We start from the raw sequence: 20,247 nt of genomic DNA on the forward strand, positions 1-20,247 counted from the left end.
ACGAACACGATACCGGCGCGCTCGTCTCGAGCGAACCAATCAATGCGCATATCCAATTCGCGCTCGCCGATAAGCGCGCCTGTTCAGCTTCCGTCCTTCGTCGCGGGATCGGAGAAGAAGTAGTCCTGCCACGACTTCGGCTCGTTCTTGATCGCGCCGACGCGATGCATGAACTGCGCAAGCGCGAACGTGTTTTGCGGCGCGACCTTGAATTGCACCGACGGATCCTTGATCACCTTGATGAGCAGATCACGATCGATTTTCGCGTTGTTCACGCGCAGATAGATATCGGCGGCCTGATCGGGATGCTGCGTGATGTAGCGCGCGGCATCGGCGAGACCGGCGACGAACGCGCGATATGTCTTCGGATTCTCGTTGCGGAACTTCTCGGTCGCGTAGAGCACGGTCGCGGAACTCGGGCCGCCGAGGACATCGTATGAATTGAGCACGATATGCGCTTTCGGATTGCCCGCGAGTTCCTGCTGCTGAAACGGCGGATTGCCGAAGTGCGCATTGATCTCCGTGCCGCCCGCGATGATCGCCGCGGTCGCATCGGGATGCGGCACGGCCTGCGTGAGCTTGTCCAGGCGATCATATTGCTTGTCGCCCCATTGCTTGGCCGCCGCATATTGCAGGATGCGCGACTGTACGGACACGCCGACCGCCGGCACCGCGATGCGGTCCTTTTCGCTGAAATCGGCGATGGTCTTCACGCGCGGATCGTTCGATACGAGGTAATACGGAAAATTGCCCAGCGACGCGACGCCCTTCACGTTCTGCCGTCCGTGCGTACGGTCCCAGATCGTCAGCAAGGGGCCGACGCCCGCCGCCGCGATATCGACCGAGCCGGACAGCAGCGCGTCGTTCACGCTCGAACCGCCCGACAGCTTCGCCCAATCGACCTTGATATCAAGGCCTTCTTTCTTGCCTTCCTGCTCGATGAACTTCTGATCGCGCGCCACATTGAGCAACAGATAGACGACACCGAACTGCTCGGCGATACGCAATGTGCCTTCCGCATGCGCGCTCGCCGACGTGATGCCGAGCGAGACCGCGAGCGCGGCCATGAAGGCGCGCGGCGCGCCCTTCCCTGATCGAGAATGCATCGAAAAACCCCGTGAATGAAGCGATATTCGTATTTAGAAAGGCGCGTCGCCTTCGATGGTCGTGCGATACAGCTTGCGGCGCTGATCGTCGGGCGTGCCCGCCGCGAGATGCATGACCGAGCGGTTGTCCCAGAACACCATGTCGCTCTCGCGCCATTGATGGCGATAGATGAACTCTGGCCGCGTGCTGTGCGCGAACAGTTCCGCGAGCAAGGCGCGGCTTTCGTCTTCGGGCAAGCCGATCACGCGCGTCGTGAAATGCTCGCTGACGAAGAGCGCGCGGCGCCCGGTTTCCGGATGCGTGCGCACGATCGGATGCGTGACCGGCTTGACCTGCGCGATCTGCTCCGCCGAAAGATTGGGCCGCCATGGGCTGCGCTGTTGCAGCTCGGCGTATTTGGCGAGATACGTGTGCTCGGCCGCACGGCCTTCGACCGCATCGCGCAGATGCACGGGCAGCGTGTCCCACGCGAGATGCTGGTTCGCAAAGAGCGTGTCGCCGCCGACCGTGGGCAATTCCTGCGCATGCAAAAGTGACCCGAGACTCGGCTTGTCCTTGTACGAGAGATCCGAGTGCCAGAAATGGCCTGCATCGCCGAGGCCGATCGGCTTGCCGTTCTCGACGATGTTCGACACGATCAGCACTTCCGGATGTCCCGCGAGCGCGAACTGATGCAGCACGTGAATCTGCAACGGGCCGAAACGCTTGCTGAACGCGACCTGCTCATCGGGCGTGATCCGCTGATCGCGAAACACGAGCACGTGATGATCCAGGTGCGCGCGGTGAATGCGCGCGAAATCGGCTTTCGATATCGGCTTCGACAGATCGAGCCCGATCACTTCGGCGCCGAGCGGCGCGTCGAACTGGCGAATCTCGATGGGTTGATCGGCGGCTTCGCGGGATGTGGCAAGGGAAGCGAGAGCGGGATTGAAAGCGGTCTGAATCGTCACGGTCGAATCGATAACCATCGATAACTTCGGGGAAGCGAACAATCTAACGCGCGTCGATTGAGCCGGCAACGAAGGATCCGAGCTTTCGTTATGCGCCGCTGCGATAAAGCCCGCTCAGAGCGGTGAACCAATGAAAGACTTCTGTATTGATCAGCCTAATAGGCATTGGGTGACGAGTGCGCCGTACGGGGAAACGCTTAGTCGCCGGCGGCGTCGAACGGTAATTCGACCTGCACCGGCTCGGCGAAACCACTCTCATCGCGCCCCGCGAGCGCGCTGACGCGCACGCCAAGCAACCGGATGCGGCGATCGAGCACGATTCGCTTCAGGCATTCGGTCGCGGCGCGGCGGATCTCGACCGGATCAGCGGTCGCAACAGGCACGGTGAGATCGCGCGTCACGGTGCGAAAGTCGTCGAAGCGCAGCTTGATGCCCACCGTGCGCCCGACATAGCCTTTGCGCTGCAAGTCCTCGGCGACACGCGTGCACAGGCCCGTGAACTCCGCGGAGAGCGTCGCGCGATCCTGCTTCGGATGAAAGTCGCGCTCGAACGTGGTCTCGCGGCTCATCGACTTGGGTGTCGAACTCACGACGACAGGCCGCTCGTCCTGTCCCTGCGCGATGCGCGCGAGCCATGCGGCATACGTGCCGCCGAAGTGCGTCTGCAGGAACCCGGGATCGGCGGCGGCGATATCGCCCACAGTGACGATGCCGAGCGCCGCGAGTTTTTCGCTCGCCTTCGGGCCGATGCCGTTCACCTTGCGCGCGGCGAGCGGCCAGATGCGCGTCGGCAGGTCGGCCATCGTGAGGATGGTGAGGCCGTCGGGCTTGTCGAGCTCGGAGCCGATCTTTGCGAGCAGCTTGTTCGGCGCGATGCAGATCGAGCACGTGAGCCCGGTCGCCTCGCGCACGGCGTCCTTCATCCGCTGACCGATATCGGCCGGCTCGCCAGGCAGATCGCTGACGTCGATATAAATCTCGTCGATGCCGCGATTCTCGATCTGCGTCGTAAACGTCGCGATCGCGGCCTTGAAGAGGCGCGAGTAGTGGCGATAGGACTCGAAGTCGGTCGGCAGAAGGATCGCGTCGGGCGCGAGCTGCGCGGCCTTCATCATGCCCATTGCGGAAAAGACGCCGAACTTGCGCGCCTCGTAAGTGGATGTGGTCACGACGCCGCGGCCCGCGTAATCGCGCAGGCGCCTGAAGCGGCGCGAGCCGTCGGGGAGCGTCTCGGGCGTGGCGCTGCGGCCGCCGCCGACCACGACGGGCATGCCGCGCAGTTCGGGATAACGCAGGAGTTCGACCGACGCGAAGAACGCATCCATGTCGAGATGCGCGATGCGGCGCGGCGCGGGTGTCGGAGACGGCGTGTCCATTGCGGCGATCAGAACGTCGCTGCGCAACGAGACGCGCTCAAGGCGAAATCGACAGAGGAGAACGCACCGAACATGCTAAGGCAGTGCCGCCAGGCAATAAAAATGGCTTACTGTACATCCATACAGTAATTCGCGCTAGAGCCTGCCCGTGCGCGCGAGCACGTCATTCCGGCGTGCGCTTTTCGGCGAGTGCGCGGCGGCAATCGTCGAAGACCTGCCGGACGACATCCGATTGATAGTTGAGGTCTTCACTGTCGAGGATTTCCTCGACGGCGTCGCGCGCCCAGTCCGCTTCGAGCAGCGCGCAATGCTGCGTGGCGATCTCGCGTGCAATGGCGGCGAGCTTGGCGACCGTGAGCCAGTCCGCGAGGCGCTGATGCCGGTCGAGCCATTTATGCGCGGCCTGCACGTGAAACGAGGCGGCAGGCCAGTCGCCATTCAGGTAATACGCGCCGAGACTGCCGCACGTGAGCCAGCAGAGCAACTCGACGCGGTCGCGGGCACTGAGGATACGAGACACATCGTTCATGGCGGCCTTCACGAGAGACGATCGACGAACGCGGATGACGCACGGCGTTTCGTATCGAAACCCGCATGTAACCCGTATAAAAGCACGATAGCACGGGATGGTGCGGCGCGGCAGTGCCTGCCCGCAGTGCGATCGGATTCACGGTGCGTTGGCGAACGCTTCGTCATGCGAAGGGCGCAATCGCGCATCGAAGGCATGCGATTGCGCTCTCATTCCTTTCTAATTCGCCGGGCATAACCTGCTTTCGTCGGCCCCACTCATATCGGCCTTTTTTCAACGACGGGAGCACATCATGTTTGCACGTCTTTCGCAGTCCATCGACCATCTCTTCTCGATTCACACGCCGGACGAGGCCCGCGACGCCTATCTCGCATCATCGAGCGATCTCGCCGATCTCGAACGCCGCATGCGTCAGGTCGAAACGCAGGATCACGACTACAGCATGTATTTCTGCGGCGCCCTCGGGCGGCATCACGATCGGCCCTGAGCGCCGCGCCGCCGATGCAACGCGCGCTACTTCGTTTCCTCGCGGCCCGCCTGCCCGAGCATCACGGTCCAGCCGAGCCCGCGCACGTTGCGGATCACGCCCGCGCCGAATTTCTTGCGCACCGAATGGATCAGCACGTCCACGGCGTTGCTCTCCACTTCCTTGCCCCAGCCATAGAGCCGGTCTTCCAGTTGGTCGCGCGAGAAGATCGTGCCGGGACGTTCGAGCAGCGCGTGCATCAGCGCGAATTCACGTGCGGACAGCACGCCCGAATTCTCGCCGCAGGTGAGCGTGCGCTGGTCGAGATTGAGGCAGATCGAATCGTCGCCGAGACGCGAGACCGCGTAGCCCGCCTTGCGCCGCAGCACCGCGCGGATGCGCGCAAGGAGTTCGGGCATATTGAAGGGCTTGAGCAGATAGTCGTCGGCGCCGAGATCGAGGCCATGAACGCGTGTGTCGACATCATCGCGCGCGGTGAGGATCAGCACCGGCGTCGCGTTTCCGCCCGTGCGCGCCTGTCGCAACAGCTCGATGCCCGTCACGCCCGGCAAGCCGAGATCGAGCAGCACGACGGTGTATTCGGCGGCGTTGATCGCCTCGCGGCCCGCGTTGCCGTCGCGGACCCAGTCCACGGCATAGTCGGCATCCTTGAGCGCACGCATGAGGCTCGTGCCGATCTGCACGTCGTCTTCGATCAGGAGAATTCGCATGTTCCACCCCGCGCCTCGCGAGAATGGCGCGCGCCACGCGCCTAGGAATGCGGCCCGAAAAATCCAAACGCACGACCGGTCTATTTAATTCTTCTACTGACCGGTGAAGATCGCTTTGTGCCGCGCAGCGAATGCATTGTAATCGTCGTAAAAGCGCGCGCAAATCCCTACGTGTTGAATACAGGCGCAGGCACGTTTTCGCTGACTTCTTCGACCGGAAAGCTGATTGAAGCGACGATGCCCGATTGGCCGTCGCTGCGGTTTCTCAGCGTGACGTCGCCGCCGTAGCGCGCGGCGATAGCCTTCACGATGGACAAGCCTAGCCCGCTGCCCTCCACGTCCGGATTCGCCCGGAAAAAGCGATCGAACACGCGCGGCAGCAGTGCTTCGTCGATGCCCGGGCCGTTGTCGATCACGTCGATCCAGACCATGTCGCCGTCACGCCGCATGCGCAGGTCGATGGTGCCGCCATCCGGCGTATAGCGCACCGCGTTCGACACGAGATTCTTCACCGCCATCCCGATGTCCGTCTCGACCGCGCGCACGTGCGCGTTCACCATTTCCTCCGCGCCGATGTCCATGCCGCGCGAGATCGCGATCGGCAGCACGTCGGCGACGGCGCCCGTCACCACTTCCGAGAGGTCTACGCGCGCGAGCGGTGCGCCGTTCACCGGTGCATCGGCGCGCGCGAGCCGCAAGAGTTGCGCGATGAGCTTGCCGCTGCGCGCGATGCCCTTGCGCAATTCCTGAAAGCGCTCCTGATTGCCGGCGACGATATGCGGCGCGAGATTGTCGGCCTGAAGCTGAAGCGCGGTGAGCGGCGTGCGGAGTTCGTGCGCGGCGTCGGCGATGAACTTGCGTTCCTTTTCGATCGAGGTGGCCAGGCGCTCGATCATCGTGTTGATCGACTCGATGAAGGGCGTGATTTCCGTCGGCACGCCGACGGTCGGCAGCGGCTGCAGATGACCCATGTCGATGGCCCGCACCTGCGCGCCCAGCTCGTTCAACTGACGCAGCGAGCGCCGCACGACGAGCGCGACCGCGATCCATATGAGCGGCAGCAGTACGGCGATCGGCCAGAGCGTTTGCGTCGCGGCTTCCTGCGTGATCTCGCGGCGCACGGACGAACGTTGCGCGACCTGAATGGTCATCGTCGGCTCCTGACGGGTGAAGACGCGCCAATGTTCGTCGTTGACCTCGACGCCGGAGAAACCCGCTTGCGCGTCGCGCGGAAAATGCAGTGACGGATCGGTCGTGCGGAACGGGAAAGTGGCATCGGGCTTCCACACGACGACGACGACATCGCGATCGTCCTGCGAGCCGCGCGCGGGATTCTGCGGTATGCCCTCGGCGAAGCCGTCGCGCATGCGCGCCGCCACTTGTTCGAGCCGCATGTCGAGGAGCGCGCTCATGCCGGTCTTGCTCAACTGATACGAACTCACGCCCTGCACGACGCCGATCACGCTCACGAGCAGCCCCAGCGCGACGACGAGTTGATTCTTCAGTGATTTGATCATCCGGGTGCGCCGCTTCGGAAAGGAACGGGGCGATTCAGCTGCCCGTTCGATTTTAGGCGACATTCCCGGAGATTTCGGTCTGAAAGACGACATGTGCGTGACAGCTGCGCGTGAGCGCCGGAAGAAAAAGGGCGTCGGTCCGATGACGGCCGACGCCCAAGGGCTGAGGAGTTACGAAAAACGTGAAACGAGCCGCAAAGTGCTGGGGCAAGCGCCGCCCGTCCACATGAAGAAGCGTAGGCGCGAAGAATTAGCGTTGAATGAGGGCGCGTCAGGCGTCGCCGAGCAGCGTTTCCCGCGGCGGGATAACATTGCATCCGGCGCTTCTTCATCGGCGACATTGCTTCGGCTGCAAGGAATTCGCAAGCCTGGGCGTCGCCGCCGCAATTCCATCTTTCGAGCATGACCGCTTCGCGCGCATCGCATCCGGTTCGCGCGGCGCGCGATCTGCCATTCATCACCGCATGTCACAGAACAGACAAACCGCCCGTCCCCTCGTCATTGCAGCGGTCATGGCCTCGATGGCCATGGTCGCGATCGAAGCCACCATCGTCTCGACCGCGATGCCGCAAATCGCGACGCAACTCGGCGGGCTCAATCTCTACAGCTGGGTGTTTTCTTCCTTCCTGCTCACGCAGACGGCGCTCACGGTGGTGTTCGGCAAGCTCGCGGACCTGTACGGCCGCAAGCCGGCCATCCTTGCGGGCATCGCCATCTTTCTGATCGGCTCGGTGCTCGCGGGCTTCGCGTGGTCGATGCCCGCGATGATCGTGTTCCGGCTGATCCAGGGTGTCGGCGCGGGGGCGATCCTGCCGGTCGCGCTGACGGTGGTCGGCGATCTCTATCCGGCGCGCGAGCGCGGCAAGGTGCAGGGCTATCTCGCGAGCGTCTGGGCGGTGTCCGCCGTGCTCGGGCCGATGGTCGGCGGCCTGCTGATCCGCCAGTTCTCGTGGGCGTGGATCTTCTGGATCAACGTGCCGATCGGCATTCTGGCCGCGCTGCTTTTCATCCTCTTCCTGCACGAGGAAAAGCGTCACGGCCGTCCGGCGATCGATTTCGCGGGCGCGTTCTTCTTCACCGCCGCCGTCGCCGCGCTGATGATGACGCTCACCGACGCCGGCCACGCGAGCAATGCGCGCGTCGGCATCGAGATCGCGGTGCTGGTCATCGCCAGCGTGTGCTTCGTGGTTCAGGAGCGCCGCGCCGCCGATCCGATGATCTCGTTCGGCCTGTGGTCGCATCGGCCGATCGCGGCGAGCAACGTCGCGACCCTGCTCGCCGGCATGGCGATGATGGGCCTCACCACCTTCCTGCCGATGTACGTGCAGGGCGTGATGCATCGCACGCCGGTCGAAGCGGGCCTCGCGCTCACGATGATGATGATCGGCTGGCCGAGCGGCGCGACCTTTACTTCGCGCTCGTTCAGCCGCATCGGTCTGAGGCGCCTGTTGATGATCGGCCCGGTGTTCATTCCGCTCGGCGCGTTGCCCTTCGTGCTGCTCGGTCCGCAATCGAGCGCGATCTGGGCGGGCGTCGGCTCGGCGGTGCTCGGCTTAGGCATGGGCATCACGAGCGTGTCGTGTCTCATCCTGATCCAGGAAATCGTGCAGCCGCACGAGCGAGGCAGCGCGACCGCATCGAACCTCTTCTCGCGCAATCTCGGCAACACGCTCGGCGCCGCCGTGTTCGGCGCGGTGCAGAACTACGGCCTCACGCATACGGACGGCCTGCCGCCCGTGCACGCGGACCAGTTGAAGCAACTGCTCTCGTCCGTGCCCGGCGACTTCGCGACGAACAACGAGATCCGACTCGTGCTGCATCACTCGCTGCATCTGACGTTCGCGGCAATGTTCGTGATCGCGCTCGGCACCGTCGTCGCGATGCTGTTCATGCCGAAGATCGAGATCGGGCGCGCGAAGGAAACCGTCGGGAACGTCGGCGCGGACGGCGCATCGAACGCCGCGAAAAACGCGGCGAATCAGGCGTTCCATTGAATCGTCGGCGATGATCTGGACCCAGTACATCAGCCGCATTTCGCCGAGCGTCGTCAGTCCTGCGACTGAAGCAGCGGGCTGTCGTGCTTCACGGTCGCGACACTCGCGCTCGCGGGCTGACTGTCGCTTGCGAGCGTCTGTGCATCGGCGAGATAGCGCGACAGCAGCGCGTTGTCGTCCATGTAGTACGTCATGGGACCATGGCCGCGTGCGAGCGCATAGCATCCGGCGACCAGCGCCGCGATGAGGACAATGCCGATGAGTCTTCCTGTCATGGTCGTGCTCCTGAAGGTTTCGAAGGTTCACTTCAAGGGCCTCTTCGCACTGCCTGCCACAGGCTCGACCCTCCGAAATGTGCCCGCAGTGTAATTGCGTGCGCTCGACTTGAAATCCCCCCGGAAGAACGGCTCACCATGGGTGTCACCGCATCGGCGGATTCAGGACGAGCGCGTCCCGCCGGCATGACCGGCAGGACGCGAAGTCATCGCAGACGTGCTCAGTCCTGCGCCTGCATGAGCGGGCTGTCCTGCTTCGACTTGTCGACGCTCGCGTCGTTGGTTTGCTGTGCATCCTGTGCGATGGTCTGCATGTTCATGCCTTGCTGCGACATGGGCGCGCCGTCCATCGGCGAGTAATACGGTGCAGGGCCATAGCCGCTCGCCATTGCATGGGAAGCGCCCGCGAGCGCCGCGACGAGGAAGATGCCTTTGAGTTTGCCGGTCATGATAGTGCTCCTGAGGGTTTCACATAGCCACTTCAAATCGGCCTCATTGCACTGCCTGCCAGCAACCGACCTCATGAAATGTGCACGCAGTCTACGTGCGCGGATCGGCGTTGAAATCCCCTCAAAAGCACGGATAGGAATGGATGGATCGATCGCTTGTGTATGAAGCGCGTTGTGCATTCACACGTTGTCCTCGACAGCGACGGATACCGCGCCCGCATTGATCGTCAGTCGCGTGCGCTTTTGCAGCGGGCTTTGCGGCGCAGTGCCGTCGGCATTGAGGAACTTCATCTTGTTGAAGATCGCGACGAATTGCGTGGGCGTGAGAGTCGCCGATGCGTAGCCGATGCCGTCGTGATCGGCATACAGCATGTCCGGATTGTTCTGGCGGATGAAGCTGTCCAATAGCGCCGATGAACCGATCAGCGAGGCGAGGGGCATGCCCGCCGCATACGTCTTCACGTCTTCGAAGAAAGGCTGGCTGCTGATGCCCGCCGACATCAGATCGATCATCACCGGCGTGCCCGTCGCGGGATTGGGCACGTCGCGCACGATGCCCGCCTGGAACGCATGCAGATCGCCCGTGATCGCGACGAGATTCGTGATGTTCTGCGCCTTCACGAACGACAGCAGATCCGCCTTGTGCGACGGATAGCCATCCCACGCGTCGCAATCGAGCACGAACACGACGTTATCGGGCGCGGGCGCGATCGACGTGAGATCGAGCCACAGTCGGTTCATCATCACTTCGTTGCCCCATACCTTCCATATCGAGGTGGAAGCCTTCAGCGTGTCCTTCCACCATTGCGTCTGCGCGGGACCGAAGATAGAGGGTACGCGCCCGAGCCGTTGCGTATCGGCTGCTTCGAATCGCGCGAGCACTTGCTGGGCCACGAAATAACGCGAGCCGACGAGATCGTTGCCGTTGACCGGATCGTGCCCGAGCGCCTGCGCGATGGCCGCTTCGCTCACGACGTGATCGTCGCGATAGAGCCGCTCGTCGGTCATCACGAGATGCATGAGCGAGCCGAAGTGGAAGTCGCGATAGATGCGGATGTTGTCGTAGGCCGTGTTGTTGAGATCGAACGACACGTCGCCCCAGTCGACCGGCAAGTACTCGGCCCACGCCTGATTCGCATTGCGGCGTCGCGCGGTCTGCTGAAGATTGGCGTTCGTATAGGTCTGATGATCCTGCCAGCAATCGTCGGAGAATTCGTGATCGTCCCAGATCGCGATGACCGGGAAGCGCGCATGCACGTTCTGCAGGCGCGCGTCGCCGCGATATGTGCGATATAGCGTGCGGTAGTCATCGAACGTGCTGGCATAGGCGCCGCCGCTCGGCAGCGTGATCGCCGGATGCGCCGGCTCCACGGTGCCGGGTTGCGCGGCGAAGCCCGCCTCGTAGATGTAATCGCCCAGATGCACGACGAAGTCGAGATCGGTTTCAGCGGCCAGCAGCGACATTGCCTGCCAGTGATTCGCGCTCCAGTTCTGGCACACGAACCAAGCGAAGCGCAGTTGCGGGATGGCTTCGTTCGCCGCGGCCGCGGTGCGCGTCGTGCCCGTCGCGCTGATGTCGCTGCCCGCGACGAAACGGTAGTAGTACGTCGTCTTCGCGGCGAGACCGGTGACCTTGGTCCGCACGGTGAAGTCGTAATCTGCGACGGCACTCAACGGCACGCTGGCGACGAGCTGCGCGAAGTTCTGCTGCGCTGACACCTGCAACGTCACCGCGACGGGCGACGGCGACGCCGCCGCATTGCTGCCGTTCGCGACGCAGCGGGTCCAGAATACCGCGGAGACGTCGCGCGGATCGCCGCTCGCGACGCCTTGCGGGAACGCAAATGCGCCCGCGGGCGGCGGCGTCGAACCGCCGCCCCCGGCGTTGCCGTTGTCGTCGTGATCGCCCGAATGGCAGGCGGCAAGCGTGCCGGTGGCGGCCGCGACGGTATAGAACGCGGACAGCGAGAGGAAGCGACGACGGTCCATGAGAGCCTCCGTTTGCAAACGTCAGGGCGGTGCGCAACAGACGAGTTCGCTGGATGCGTCGAGCGGCCGATCCGACGGATGAGCGAGGCTCTTTTCGGGATTGAAATGATTAAAAGCTATAAATCACACCGCGCGCTGTCAAGGGACGTTTACGGGACGGCCAGCCGCCGCCTACCGCTTGTTACAAAGGCTTCGGTGCGAGGCGCCGCCAGCGGGTAAACTGTCGTAAGCGACTTTTGTCCAGGCGATGTCCACCGGCCACGCACCGGCTACACGGAAATGCGATACACCACATCACCGCTGCGCTGACTACAGACCCATGACCAGATCGAGATCCGCCGTTCCCCAACTCGGCGTCGCAGGCCCGGCTTCGAGCGGGCGCGCAATGACCGACGCGCAGTATCACGCGCTCGTCGATGCGATCGAAGACTGCGCGATTTTCATGCTCGACCTCAACGGCCGCATCACGAGCTGGAACAGCGGCGCACGCAAGATCAAAGGTTATGAGGCGCACGAGATCATCGGCCAGCATCTGTCGCGCTTCTACACGGCGGAGTCGGTGGCGCGCGGCTGGCCCGAATACGAACTGAAGCAGGCGTACGCGACCGGCCGCTTCGAGGATGAAGGCTGGCGCGTGCGCAAGGACGGCTCGCTGTTCTGGGCGAACGTCGTCATTACCGCGGCGCGCAATACGAAGGGCGAGATCATCGGCTACGCGAAATGCACGCACGATCTCACCGCCAAGCGCGCCGAGGAGGAAAAGCTGCGTCTGTCCGAAGAGCGCTTCCGTTTGCTCGTGGAAAGCGTGAGCGACTACGCGATCTTCATGCTCGATACGGGCGGCCATATCGCGAGCTGGAATACGGGCGCGATGCGCATCAAGGGCTATCAGCCATCGGAGATTCTCGGGAAGCACTTTTCGACGTTTTATTGCCCCGAGGATCTGGCCGCGAACCTTCCCGAGATCGAACTACAGACCGCGATTCGCACTGGCCGCGTGGAAAACGAAGGCTGGCGCGTGCGCAAGGACGGCTCGCTCTTCTGGGCGAACGTGATCATCACGGCGGTGTACGACGAGCATCGCGTGCTGCGCGGCTTCGCGAAGGTCACGCGCGACATGAGCGAGCGCAAGCGCCTCGAGCAGCTCGAGGTATCGTCGCGGCGCATCAGCGAGTTTCTCGCTACGCTCGCGCACGAGCTGCGCAATCCGCTCGCGCCGGTGCGCAATGCCATCGGCGTGATGCAGATGGAAACGGACATGCCGCAGCGCGTCGCCGCGTGCCGCGACATCATCGACAGGCAGACGTCGCATCTCGGCCGGCTCGTCGACGATCTGCTGGACATGGGCCGCATCACCACGGGCAAGATCGATCTGCGCATGGCGCGCGTGGACGTGAGCGATATCGTCGCGCGCAGCACCGAGCTCGTGCATCCTTTCACCGATGAGCGCATGCAGCGCGTCGTCACGAAGCTGCCGCAGGAGCCGGTTCATGTGGTGGGGGACAGCACACGGCTCGTGCAGGTCGTGCAGAACCTGTTGAACAACGCGTCGAAGTTCTCGCCGCGGGGGAGCACGATCAGCGTTGTCGTCGAGCCTGAGCCGACCGCCCTGCTGCTGAAAGTGATCGACACCGGGCGCGGCATTTCGCAAAAGGGCCTCGCGTCCATCTTCGATCTCTTCGTGCAGGAGGATCACTATCTCAATCCCGGCGAAGCGGGGCTCGGCATCGGACTCACGCTGTGCCGGTCGATCGTCGAGATGCATGGCGGCTCGATCAGCGCGGTGAGCGCCGGGCCGAATCAGGGCAGCACGTTTACGGTGCGCCTGCCCTATGCGTCCGACGACGATGCGCCGCGGCCGCATCGCGTGCTCGCGCAGAACGCGACGCAGGCCGCGGGCGATGGTCTGCGCGTCGTGCTGATCGACGACAACCAGGATTCAGCCGACAGCCTCGCCATGCTGCTGCAGATGAAGGGGCATGACGTGCGCACCGCGTATCACGGCAAGGAAGGGCTCGAAGTCATTCGGCATTTTCCTCCGGATCTGGTTCTGCTCGATCTGGCGTTGCCCGATATGGATGGGTACGCGGTGCTGCGGACGCTGCGCTCGCAACGGCTCCTTGGACCCGCCAAAGTGGTCGCGATGACGGGGTTCGGGCAGGAGAGCGACAAGGAACGCTCCGCGCAGGCGGGCTTCGATATGCATCTCGTGAAGCCGGTCGATTTCGACGTGCTGGACAGGTTGCTGGAGAAGGTGGCGGGGCGTTGAGCTGGTTGGGTTAGCTGGTGCTTTTGCGCTTTCGGCAGTTGCGTGTTCGCGTTGGTTTATCAGCGTTGCGCCGTGCGGGGCGGCGCTTACTCGCATAACGCTCGAATTCAAGAAGCGTCAGCTTTGCGCAGCTTCATCGACACAACATTTCGCCTGCCTGTTTCGTTCTGACTTCAAATCCGATAACTTTGCTATCCAAAAGAAGAGGGAGCACCGCGGCGCCAAAAACCACCACCCTACCCCCTCACCACCCGCAACGGAAAAATAACCCTCGACGCAAGCAACCCCAACGCCCCACCCAAAAGCGTCTCCCAGGCCCGCGCCGTCAGCAGTTCCACGGAATGCACCCCGCTCGCCGCCATCGTCACGATGAGCACGAACGCAAAGGCCCCACACGCGACGTCATACCGCTCCGGCAACGCCATCGCATAAGCGATCATCGCGAACGCGGACAAGATCCAGACGACGAGCGGCCAATGCTCCGCAAGCGGCAGGCAAACGATGCCGATCGGCACCCCGACGAGCGTCCCGTAGATGCGTCGCCGCACGCGCTCCGCCGTCCCGACCGCCGACGTCGCGACGACATACACGCAAGCCGTGATCGCCCACGCCGATTCCGCCAGCCCGAACGCGCGGTTCAGCACTACGACGACGAGCGCGCCGCACGCCGCCTGCAGGCCCATCGCGAACGCCGGCGATATCGCGTGACGTCCATACGCAGGCTCGGACGCCAACGCCGGCAGCACGGCCGGATGCTCGGCCGGCCCGCTCAACATGCGCGGCACGATGGCAGCAAGCATCCCGATCAGCAAGGCGATCAGAATCGCCCGTGAATCGCCGGGCCTGAGGTCCATCCCATAGGCGAGAAGCTGTCCGATGTAGAGCTGCGAGCCGATACCCGCGCCGGTCACTCCGAACCGCTTCAGGTAGCCCGCCAGAAAGGCGCCCGTCACGAGAATCAGCTCGGCGCCGCCGCGCCCGAGCTCGCGCAGCGACGGGCCGAACAGAGCAAAGGTCAGCGCACCGAACGCCGCCGCGATGCACAGCACGACGAGATCGCGGCTCGATTCGAAACGCGTCGCGCGCGCCTCCGACACGCTCGCCCAGAGCGCGAACCCGCCCGCGAGCCCGCCGACGGACACGCCCGGCGGCACGCTCTGCGTCACGTCCTGCAACGCGCCGAGCGCCGCCGCGAGGCCGTACGCGGTGACGAGCCGCAATCCCTTGATACGCCGATGCGTGCCGGGATCGACGCGATCGAGCCACGCGAGCGCCGCCTCGGCGCGACGTGCGCCCGATCGCGCGAGCGTCAGCGCCGTGTCCGCGAGGCCGGATCTCGCGTCGCCGATATCTTCCTCGTCATCCATGGGCATCCACCGAAGGGAACGCGTCTGCAACGCATTCTAGGCGATGCCGCGCCCCGGGTTCCGCCTGCGTGCGCGTCCGACAGGCGTTTTCGCCGCGCCACGCCCCGCCGCCTCGACGATGCAGCCCGCGAGCCGCGTCGCCGCATCCGGCTCGTCCGCACGCAGGCGCCGCGCGCGCTCGACGAGACCGATCTCGCGATGGAACGTGGCATCGCCGAGTTCGAGCGCGACCGCACCGCGCGGCCACGCACCGATGCCGTCTGACACCGGCAGAAGCGCCACGCCCAGGCCCCGCGCCACCAGTTGCGCGATGCCCGGCAGCTCGTCGACTTCGATCGAGTCGCGCACCGCGATGCGGCGCTTGGTCAGAAACATATCGACTTGCCGCCCGCCGAACGAGCGCCGGTCATAACGGATGAACGGCTCCGTTTCGATCAGTTCGCGCCAGTCAGCGCCTTTCCTGGCGGCGGGCGCGAGCAGCACGAACGGCTCCGCGACGAGCGTGCGCCATCGCAGCTCTATCTGCAGCGCGAACGGCGGACGGATGATGACGGCCATGTCCATCTCGCCCGCATCGACGCTCGCCAGCAGATTGAGCGAAACGCCCGGCACGAGCCGGATGCGCCAGGCGGGCAGCACGCGCCGGAATGCGCCGATCGCTTCGGGCAAAAGCACCGCATGGGCCGAGGCGATCGCGCCCACCGAAAGCAAGCCGCCGCGCCCGTCCTCGCCTTCCGGTTCGGCCAGACGCGCGTACAGTGCGATCAGTTCGTCGGCGAGTTCGAGCGTGCGTCTGCCCGCCTTGTTGAGCGTCGCGGAGCGGCCGGTGCGGTCGAAGAGCGTGACGCCGAGATGCGCTTCGAGGCGCTGCATCTGCGCGCTCACCGCCGACTGCGTGAGGCCGATATGCGCGCCCGCGCCCGCAAACGTACCGTGGCGCGCCACCGCGATGAAGGTCTGAAGTTCGCGCAGCATGTCGATTCATCGAAAATATTGGAGGTGACTCACGCAATATATCGTTTTTCAACAGATTTATTTATCAATACACTGGGGTTTCGTTCCCCACATGTCGATTAAAGGATTCACGCCATGAGCACGACCCAGCACGCCATGCCGCCCTTCCATCTCGCGTTCCCCGTTCACAGCCTCGCCGCTGCGCGCGAGTTTTACGGCGAATTGCTCGGCTGCCCGGAAGGCCGCAGCTCCGACGCCTGGGTCGATTTCAATTTCTATGGGCATCAGATCGTCGCGCATCTCGCGCCCGAGGAAGCCGGGCATCGTTCGACGAGCGCGGTCGACGGCGACGCGGTGCCGGTGCGCCACTTCGGCGTCGTGCTGTCTGTTCCGCAATGGGAAGAACTGGCCGGCAGACTGCGCGCCGCGGGCACGCGCTTCATCATCGAGCCGCATGTGCGCTTCAGGGGCGAAGTCGGCGAGCAGGCGACGATGTTCTTCCTCGATCCGTCGGGCAATGCCGTGGAGATCAAGGCGTTCGCGGATATGTCGTCGCTGTTCGCGAAGTAAGACGTCGATCAAAAGCCCAAAAGCAAACGGGACGCCAGCGGCGTCCCGTTCGTCATTTCATCGCGCGTTTCCCGTTACTGACCCGAGCCGCTCGCGCTGACCGGCGCGCCCGGTCCGCTCGGCGCCGCCGTGCCGCCCGGCGCGGTGGACGGGCCCGCGTTCATCGGGCTCTTCTGCATCTTCTTCGAATGCGTGGATTTGTGGGATTTCGACTGCGCGTGCTGCGTGGTCGTTTGCGCGTTGTCGCCGGCCTGCAGGCCCGTGCTCGAGCTCGGCGGATTGTCCTGCGCGAAAGCGGATGCACAGACGAGAGCGAAGGCGCCGGCAGCGGCGGAAAGGGCGAAACGTTTCATATCGGACACTCCTGTTTGCGGTTTGCGAAATGCGATGCTTGCGGCTTGTTCTGCCTGCTGGCCGCGACGCTTGAGCCGCGGCCGGTTCGCACGATACGAATCAGCACGCGACATGCCACGGTCTGACGATTCGCAAACGGAGTGTCGTCGAATGAAAGGCGTTCAGGTTCTGAACACGGAGACCGCGCGCTTCAGCTCTTCGGCCTGAACGGCGAGCGCGGCAGCGGCGGCCGTCGCCTGCTCGACGAGCGCCGCGTTCTGTTGCGTGACGGCGTCCATCTGCGTGATCGCGACGCCGACCTGTTCGATGCCCTGCGTTTGCTGCGACGAGGCCGACGAGATCTCGTTCATGATGTCGTTCACGCGCGTGACGGACGTGAGAATCTGCTTCATCGTGTCGCCGGATTGCTGCGCGAGATCCTGCCCCGCCGTGACGTTCGTCACCGATTCGTCGATGAGCGTCTTCACGTCCTTCGCCGCGGCCGCGCAACGCTGCGCGAGCGCGCGCACTTCCGATGCGACCACCGCGAATCCGCGCCCGTGCTCACCCGCGCGCGCCGCCTCGACGGCCGCGTTCAACGCGAGAATGTTGGTCTGAAACGCGATGCCTTCGATCACGCCGATGATGTCGACGATCTTCTCCGAGCTGCCCGCGATCTTGTCCATCGTCGCCACGACGCCGAGCACGACGCCGCTGCCGCTTTCGACCGTCGACGACGCGCTCGCCGCGAGCTGGCTCGCCTGGCCGGCGTTATCCGAATTGAGGCGCACGGTCGAGGTGAGCTCTTCCATGCTCGATGCGGTTTCCGCGAGCGAAGCCGCCTGCTCTTCGGTACGCGAAGACAGATCGTGATGACCGTCTGCAATTTCCCGCGACGCCGCCGTGATGCCATCCGCGACGAGCTTGATCTGCGCGATCGTCTGCGTGAGACGCGACTGCATCGTGTGCATCGAATGCATGAGACTCGAATCGTCGCCCGGCTTCACCTGCACGGCCTGCGCGAGATCGCCCGCCGCGATGCGCTGGCAGACGATCGACACATCCTGCGGATCGCCGCCGATGCTCTTCAGCACGCCGCGGATGATGAGCGCCATCGCGAGCGTCAACGCCGCGCCGATCACGCCGATGAGCAGCAGCGACTTGAGCACGATCGCATGAAAGGCCGTGTCGATATCGTCGATATACGCGCCCGTGTAGATATGCCAGTCCCATTCGCGCACGTAGTCGCCGTATGTGATCTTTGGCAGCGGCTCGGTCTCGCCGGGCTTCGGATAGAGATAGGTCGTGATATGCGAGCCGTCGAGACCGTGCTTGACGATTTCGCCGGTGAAGTGCTTGCCGGTGCTGTCGACGAAATCATTGATCTTGTTTTCCGTGTCCGGGCGCACCGAGTTCAGCACCTGAAACATCTTCGAATCGAGGATGGCGAGATAGCCGTTCGTGCCGTAACGGATCGCGCGCACGCTGGCGATCGCGAGCTTCTTCGCGTCTTCCGCGGGCAGCGCGCCGCTTTGCGCCTGCTTGACATAGAACCTGACGACGCTCGTCGCCGATTGAACCTGTTCGGCGAGCGCGTTTTCACGGTTGCGCATCAGCGAGTGTTTCGTGGAGATCGCATTGAGCGCGCACAGAAGAATCAGACTGAGCCATACGAAGCCCACGGTGCTCATGAGCTTGGTCTTGAAGGATATTTTTTTCACGATCTGGTTGAAGGAGCCGATGAAAGCGCCGGGGCAGGCGCTTGCTGTGCGGCTTGCGATCGTGTGCCGTTTTACGTTTGCGTGAAAAGGCGCATCGTGGCCCTGCGATCGAAAGCCGTATGGGAATTAACGGCAGACAGATGCCGTTCTTGAGGCGCTGGACCTCGCGCGACGCGGGTCATGCAAAGAAAAACGCCCCGCGAGACCGAAGCCACGCGGGGCGCTATGCCTGCACGAAACTGCGTCGAATCAATGCCCGACCGGTTCCGTCGCCTTGAGGTCGCTCGCCATCGCCGTCTCCGGATGCGCCGCCTGCTTGATCAGGAGCGCGACAGCCGAGACGATTCCCGCCACCGCGATCGTCGCGAAAATGCCGCCGAAGCTGAAATGCAGGCGCGTCAGTTCGGCGACGAGGAACGATCCCGCGATGCCGCCGAAGCGCCCGATGCCGAGCATCCACGCGACACCCGTGCCGCGTCCCTGCGTCGGATAGAACGCCGCCGCCAGCGCGGGCATCGACGATTGCGCGGTGTTCATCAGAACGCCCGCGAGGAACACGACGAGCACGAGCATGCCGACGTTGCCCACGGCCTGACCGATCAGATACACGCTCACGGCGGTGAGCGCATAACACGCCGCGATGATGCGGTTGGCGTTGAACTTGTCCATCAGCACGCCGCACAGCACCGCGCCGACGCCGCCGAGCGGGAACAGCGCGGAAATGAGCGTCGCTTTCTGCGGCGTCAATCCGGATTCCTTCAGCAGGATCGGCATCCAGTTGATCGATGCGTAGAAGATCACGAGGCCCATGAAGTAGGCGAGCCACAGCATGACCGAGCCGACGATGTACGAGCGCGACAGCACCACGCTCATGCCGCTCTGCCCCGCCGCGGCGGGCGCGGCTTCCGTCATGAAGAACGAGCCCGCCTGCATGGCGTCGGAGGAGATGCGCGCGAGCGTCGCGCGAATCTTCTCGACTGGCTTCGCCTTCGCCACCATATAACGCACCGATTCCGGCAGCTTCACGATGAGCAGCACCGACAGCACGAGCGGCGCCACGCCGCCCAGCATCAGCACGCTGCGCCAGCCGAAATGCGGAATCATCCATGCCGCGAGAAAGCCGCCGAACGCCGCGCCGAGCGGAAAGCCGCAGAACATCAGATTGATGAGCGTCGCGCGGCGGTTGTCGGGGCAGAACTCGCTCATCATCGTGACGGCGTTCGGCATGGCCGCGCCGAGGCCGACGCCGGTGATGAAGCGCAGCGTCGTCAGTTGCGTGAGGTCCGCGGCGAACGACGACGCGAGACACGCCACGCCGAAGAGCAGCACCGACGAGAGCAGCATCGCGCGGCGGCCGAGCTTGTCGGACAGCGGCCCGGAAAGCAGCGCGCCCGCGGCGAGCCCGAAGAGCGCCGCGCTCAGAACGGGCGCGAGCGCCGGCCGGCTGATATGCCATTCGTTGACGAGCGAAGGCGCAATGAAGCCGATCGCGGCGGTATCGAAACCATCCAGAAGGACGATCACGAAGCACATCACGAAGATGAGCCATTGAAACGGCGAGAACGGATGCTCGTTGATGAACGTCTGTACGTTCACGGCAGGACTTCTACTCACTTCATTCCCTTTTCGATGATGGGCGCGCGCCTCGCA

Annotated in this window: 19 protein-coding genes; 5 read left to right on the forward strand and 14 right to left on the reverse strand. The window is 64.0% G+C overall.

Annotation, left to right across the window (positions count from 1 at the left end; genetic code table 11):
- Positions 1–83: 83 nt before the first annotated feature.
- The 4 genes from NCT32_RS19760 to NCT32_RS19775 form a co-directional block, all read right to left on the reverse strand.
- A complete protein-coding gene (locus tag NCT32_RS19760) occupies positions 84–1,106 on the reverse strand; it encodes an ABC transporter substrate-binding protein (protein WP_061120758.1) in 1,023 nt (340 codons plus the stop codon).
- A gap of 33 nt (positions 1,107–1,139) precedes the next feature.
- Complete coding sequence (locus tag NCT32_RS19765; protein WP_061120757.1) at positions 1,140–2,075, reverse strand: TauD/TfdA family dioxygenase; 936 nt, start codon at positions 2,073–2,075, stop codon at positions 1,140–1,142.
- 179 nt (positions 2,076–2,254) lie between these two features.
- Positions 2,255–3,433, reverse strand: coding sequence for a DNA polymerase IV (dinB, locus tag NCT32_RS19770; protein ID WP_061120788.1), 1,179 nt, complete (start codon positions 3,431–3,433; stop codon positions 2,255–2,257).
- Between the two features lie 163 nt (positions 3,434–3,596).
- Positions 3,597–3,962, reverse strand: coding sequence for a hypothetical protein (locus NCT32_RS19775; RefSeq protein ID WP_061120756.1), 366 nt, complete (start codon positions 3,960–3,962; stop codon positions 3,597–3,599).
- 292 nt (positions 3,963–4,254) lie between these two features.
- Between NCT32_RS19775 and NCT32_RS19780 the strand changes: the two genes are divergently transcribed.
- Positions 4,255–4,449, forward strand: coding sequence for a DUF3563 family protein (locus NCT32_RS19780; protein ID WP_061120755.1), 195 nt, complete (start codon positions 4,255–4,257; stop codon positions 4,447–4,449).
- 26 nt (positions 4,450–4,475) lie between these two features.
- Here the strand turns inward: NCT32_RS19780 and NCT32_RS19785 are convergent, their stop codons facing one another.
- Both NCT32_RS19785 and NCT32_RS19790 read right to left on the reverse strand, forming a co-directional pair.
- The gene (locus NCT32_RS19785) at positions 4,476–5,159 is read right to left on the reverse strand and encodes a response regulator transcription factor (protein WP_250490490.1); all 684 of its coding nucleotides are present in this window, start codon (positions 5,157–5,159) and stop codon (positions 4,476–4,478) included.
- A 167-nt stretch (positions 5,160–5,326) separates the two neighbouring features.
- Positions 5,327–6,676, reverse strand: coding sequence for an ATP-binding protein (locus NCT32_RS19790; protein ID WP_061120753.1), 1,350 nt, complete (start codon positions 6,674–6,676; stop codon positions 5,327–5,329).
- On the opposite strand from NCT32_RS19790, the gene NCT32_RS19795 reads away from it, so the two are divergent.
- Positions 6,669–7,082, forward strand: coding sequence for a hypothetical protein (locus NCT32_RS19795; RefSeq protein WP_143756416.1), 414 nt, complete (start codon positions 6,669–6,671; stop codon positions 7,080–7,082). The genes NCT32_RS19790 and NCT32_RS19795 overlap by 8 nt on opposite strands.
- A gap of 58 nt (positions 7,083–7,140) precedes the next feature.
- Entirely contained in the window at positions 7,141–8,670 is a 1,530-nt protein-coding gene (locus tag NCT32_RS19800) for an MDR family MFS transporter (protein ID WP_061120787.1), read from the forward strand.
- A 53-nt stretch (positions 8,671–8,723) separates the two neighbouring features.
- Here NCT32_RS19800 and NCT32_RS19805 read toward each other — a convergent pair whose 3' ends face one another.
- The 3 genes from NCT32_RS19805 to NCT32_RS19815 all read right to left on the reverse strand — a co-directional run bounded on the left by NCT32_RS19805 (position 8,724) and on the right by NCT32_RS19815 (position 11,383).
- Positions 8,724–8,945: a hypothetical protein gene (locus NCT32_RS19805; protein WP_061120752.1), complete on the reverse strand. Its 222-nt coding sequence runs from the start codon at positions 8,943–8,945 to the stop codon at positions 8,724–8,726.
- Between the two features lie 221 nt (positions 8,946–9,166).
- On the reverse strand, positions 9,167–9,394 hold the full coding sequence (locus NCT32_RS19810) for a hypothetical protein (RefSeq protein ID WP_061120751.1): 228 nt from the start codon (positions 9,392–9,394) through the stop codon (positions 9,167–9,169).
- 180 nt (positions 9,395–9,574) lie between these two features.
- On the reverse strand, positions 9,575–11,383 hold the full coding sequence (locus tag NCT32_RS19815; RefSeq protein WP_250490491.1) for an alkaline phosphatase: 1,809 nt from the start codon (positions 11,381–11,383) through the stop codon (positions 9,575–9,577).
- Between the two features lie 385 nt (positions 11,384–11,768).
- Between NCT32_RS19815 and NCT32_RS19820 the strand changes: the two genes are divergently transcribed.
- Positions 11,769–13,652, forward strand: coding sequence for a PAS domain-containing sensor histidine kinase (locus tag NCT32_RS19820; protein WP_061120749.1), 1,884 nt, complete (start codon positions 11,769–11,771; stop codon positions 13,650–13,652).
- A 236-nt stretch (positions 13,653–13,888) separates the two neighbouring features.
- On the opposite strand, the gene NCT32_RS19825 is transcribed toward NCT32_RS19820, so the two are convergent.
- Together NCT32_RS19825 and NCT32_RS19830 are read right to left on the reverse strand one after the other, a co-directional pair.
- Positions 13,889–15,019 carry an FUSC family protein gene (locus tag NCT32_RS19825; RefSeq protein WP_061120748.1) on the reverse strand — a complete coding sequence of 377 codons (1,131 nt, stop codon included), beginning with the start codon at positions 15,017–15,019 and terminating at the stop codon, positions 13,889–13,891.
- 36 nt (positions 15,020–15,055) lie between these two features.
- Positions 15,056–15,994 carry a LysR family transcriptional regulator gene (locus tag NCT32_RS19830; protein WP_061120747.1) on the reverse strand — a complete coding sequence of 313 codons (939 nt, stop codon included), beginning with the start codon at positions 15,992–15,994 and terminating at the stop codon, positions 15,056–15,058.
- Between the two features lie 114 nt (positions 15,995–16,108).
- Here NCT32_RS19830 and NCT32_RS19835 point away from each other — a divergent pair, with 114 nt between their 5' ends.
- Entirely contained in the window at positions 16,109–16,543 is a 435-nt protein-coding gene (locus NCT32_RS19835; RefSeq protein ID WP_061120746.1) for a VOC family protein, read from the forward strand.
- Between the two features lie 74 nt (positions 16,544–16,617).
- Here the strand turns inward: NCT32_RS19835 and NCT32_RS19840 are convergent, their stop codons facing one another.
- The 3 genes from NCT32_RS19840 to NCT32_RS19850 form a co-directional block, all read right to left on the reverse strand.
- Positions 16,618–16,896: a hypothetical protein gene (locus tag NCT32_RS19840; RefSeq protein ID WP_061120786.1), complete on the reverse strand. Its 279-nt coding sequence runs from the start codon at positions 16,894–16,896 to the stop codon at positions 16,618–16,620.
- A gap of 162 nt (positions 16,897–17,058) precedes the next feature.
- Positions 17,059–18,597: a methyl-accepting chemotaxis protein gene (locus NCT32_RS19845; protein ID WP_250477508.1), complete on the reverse strand. Its 1,539-nt coding sequence runs from the start codon at positions 18,595–18,597 to the stop codon at positions 17,059–17,061.
- A 249-nt stretch (positions 18,598–18,846) separates the two neighbouring features.
- Entirely contained in the window at positions 18,847–20,211 is a 1,365-nt protein-coding gene (locus NCT32_RS19850) for an MFS transporter (protein ID WP_061120744.1), read from the reverse strand.
- Positions 20,212–20,247: the final 36 nt, after the last annotated feature.

The sequence above is a fragment of the Caballeronia sp. INML2 genome (assembly GCF_023631365.1).
GTDB classification, from domain to species: Bacteria; Pseudomonadota; Gammaproteobacteria; order Burkholderiales; family Burkholderiaceae; genus Caballeronia; species Caballeronia turbans.

Coding starts and splice junctions, on each gene's coding strand:
- NCT32_RS19815 (WP_250490491.1), bottom strand. CDS start 11,383: ATGGACCGTCGTCGCTTCCTCTCGCTGTCCGCGTTCTATACCGTCGCG.
- NCT32_RS19765 (WP_061120757.1), bottom strand. CDS start 2,075: ATGGTTATCGATTCGACCGTGACGATTCAGACCGCTTTCAATCCCGCT.
- NCT32_RS19800 (WP_061120787.1), top strand. CDS start 7,141: ATGTCACAGAACAGACAAACCGCCCGTCCCCTCGTCATTGCAGCGGTC.
- NCT32_RS19790 (WP_061120753.1), bottom strand. CDS start 6,676: ATGATCAAATCACTGAAGAATCAACTCGTCGTCGCGCTGGGGCTGCTC.
- NCT32_RS19825 (WP_061120748.1), bottom strand. CDS start 15,019: ATGGATGACGAGGAAGATATCGGCGACGCGAGATCCGGCCTCGCGGAC.
- NCT32_RS19775 (WP_061120756.1), bottom strand. CDS start 3,962: ATGAACGATGTGTCTCGTATCCTCAGTGCCCGCGACCGCGTCGAGTTG.
- NCT32_RS19780 (WP_061120755.1), top strand. CDS start 4,255: ATGTTTGCACGTCTTTCGCAGTCCATCGACCATCTCTTCTCGATTCAC.
- dinB (WP_061120788.1), bottom strand. CDS start 3,433: ATGGACACGCCGTCTCCGACACCCGCGCCGCGCCGCATCGCGCATCTC.
- NCT32_RS19785 (WP_250490490.1), bottom strand. CDS start 5,159: ATGCGAATTCTCCTGATCGAAGACGACGTGCAGATCGGCACGAGCCTC.
- NCT32_RS19830 (WP_061120747.1), bottom strand. CDS start 15,994: ATGCTGCGCGAACTTCAGACCTTCATCGCGGTGGCGCGCCACGGTACG.
- NCT32_RS19805 (WP_061120752.1), bottom strand. CDS start 8,945: ATGACAGGAAGACTCATCGGCATTGTCCTCATCGCGGCGCTGGTCGCC.
- NCT32_RS19835 (WP_061120746.1), top strand. CDS start 16,109: ATGAGCACGACCCAGCACGCCATGCCGCCCTTCCATCTCGCGTTCCCC.
- NCT32_RS19820 (WP_061120749.1), top strand. CDS start 11,769: ATGACCGACGCGCAGTATCACGCGCTCGTCGATGCGATCGAAGACTGC.
- NCT32_RS19760 (WP_061120758.1), bottom strand. CDS start 1,106: ATGCATTCTCGATCAGGGAAGGGCGCGCCGCGCGCCTTCATGGCCGCG.
- NCT32_RS19840 (WP_061120786.1), bottom strand. CDS start 16,896: ATGAAACGTTTCGCCCTTTCCGCCGCTGCCGGCGCCTTCGCTCTCGTC.
- NCT32_RS19810 (WP_061120751.1), bottom strand. CDS start 9,394: ATGACCGGCAAACTCAAAGGCATCTTCCTCGTCGCGGCGCTCGCGGGC.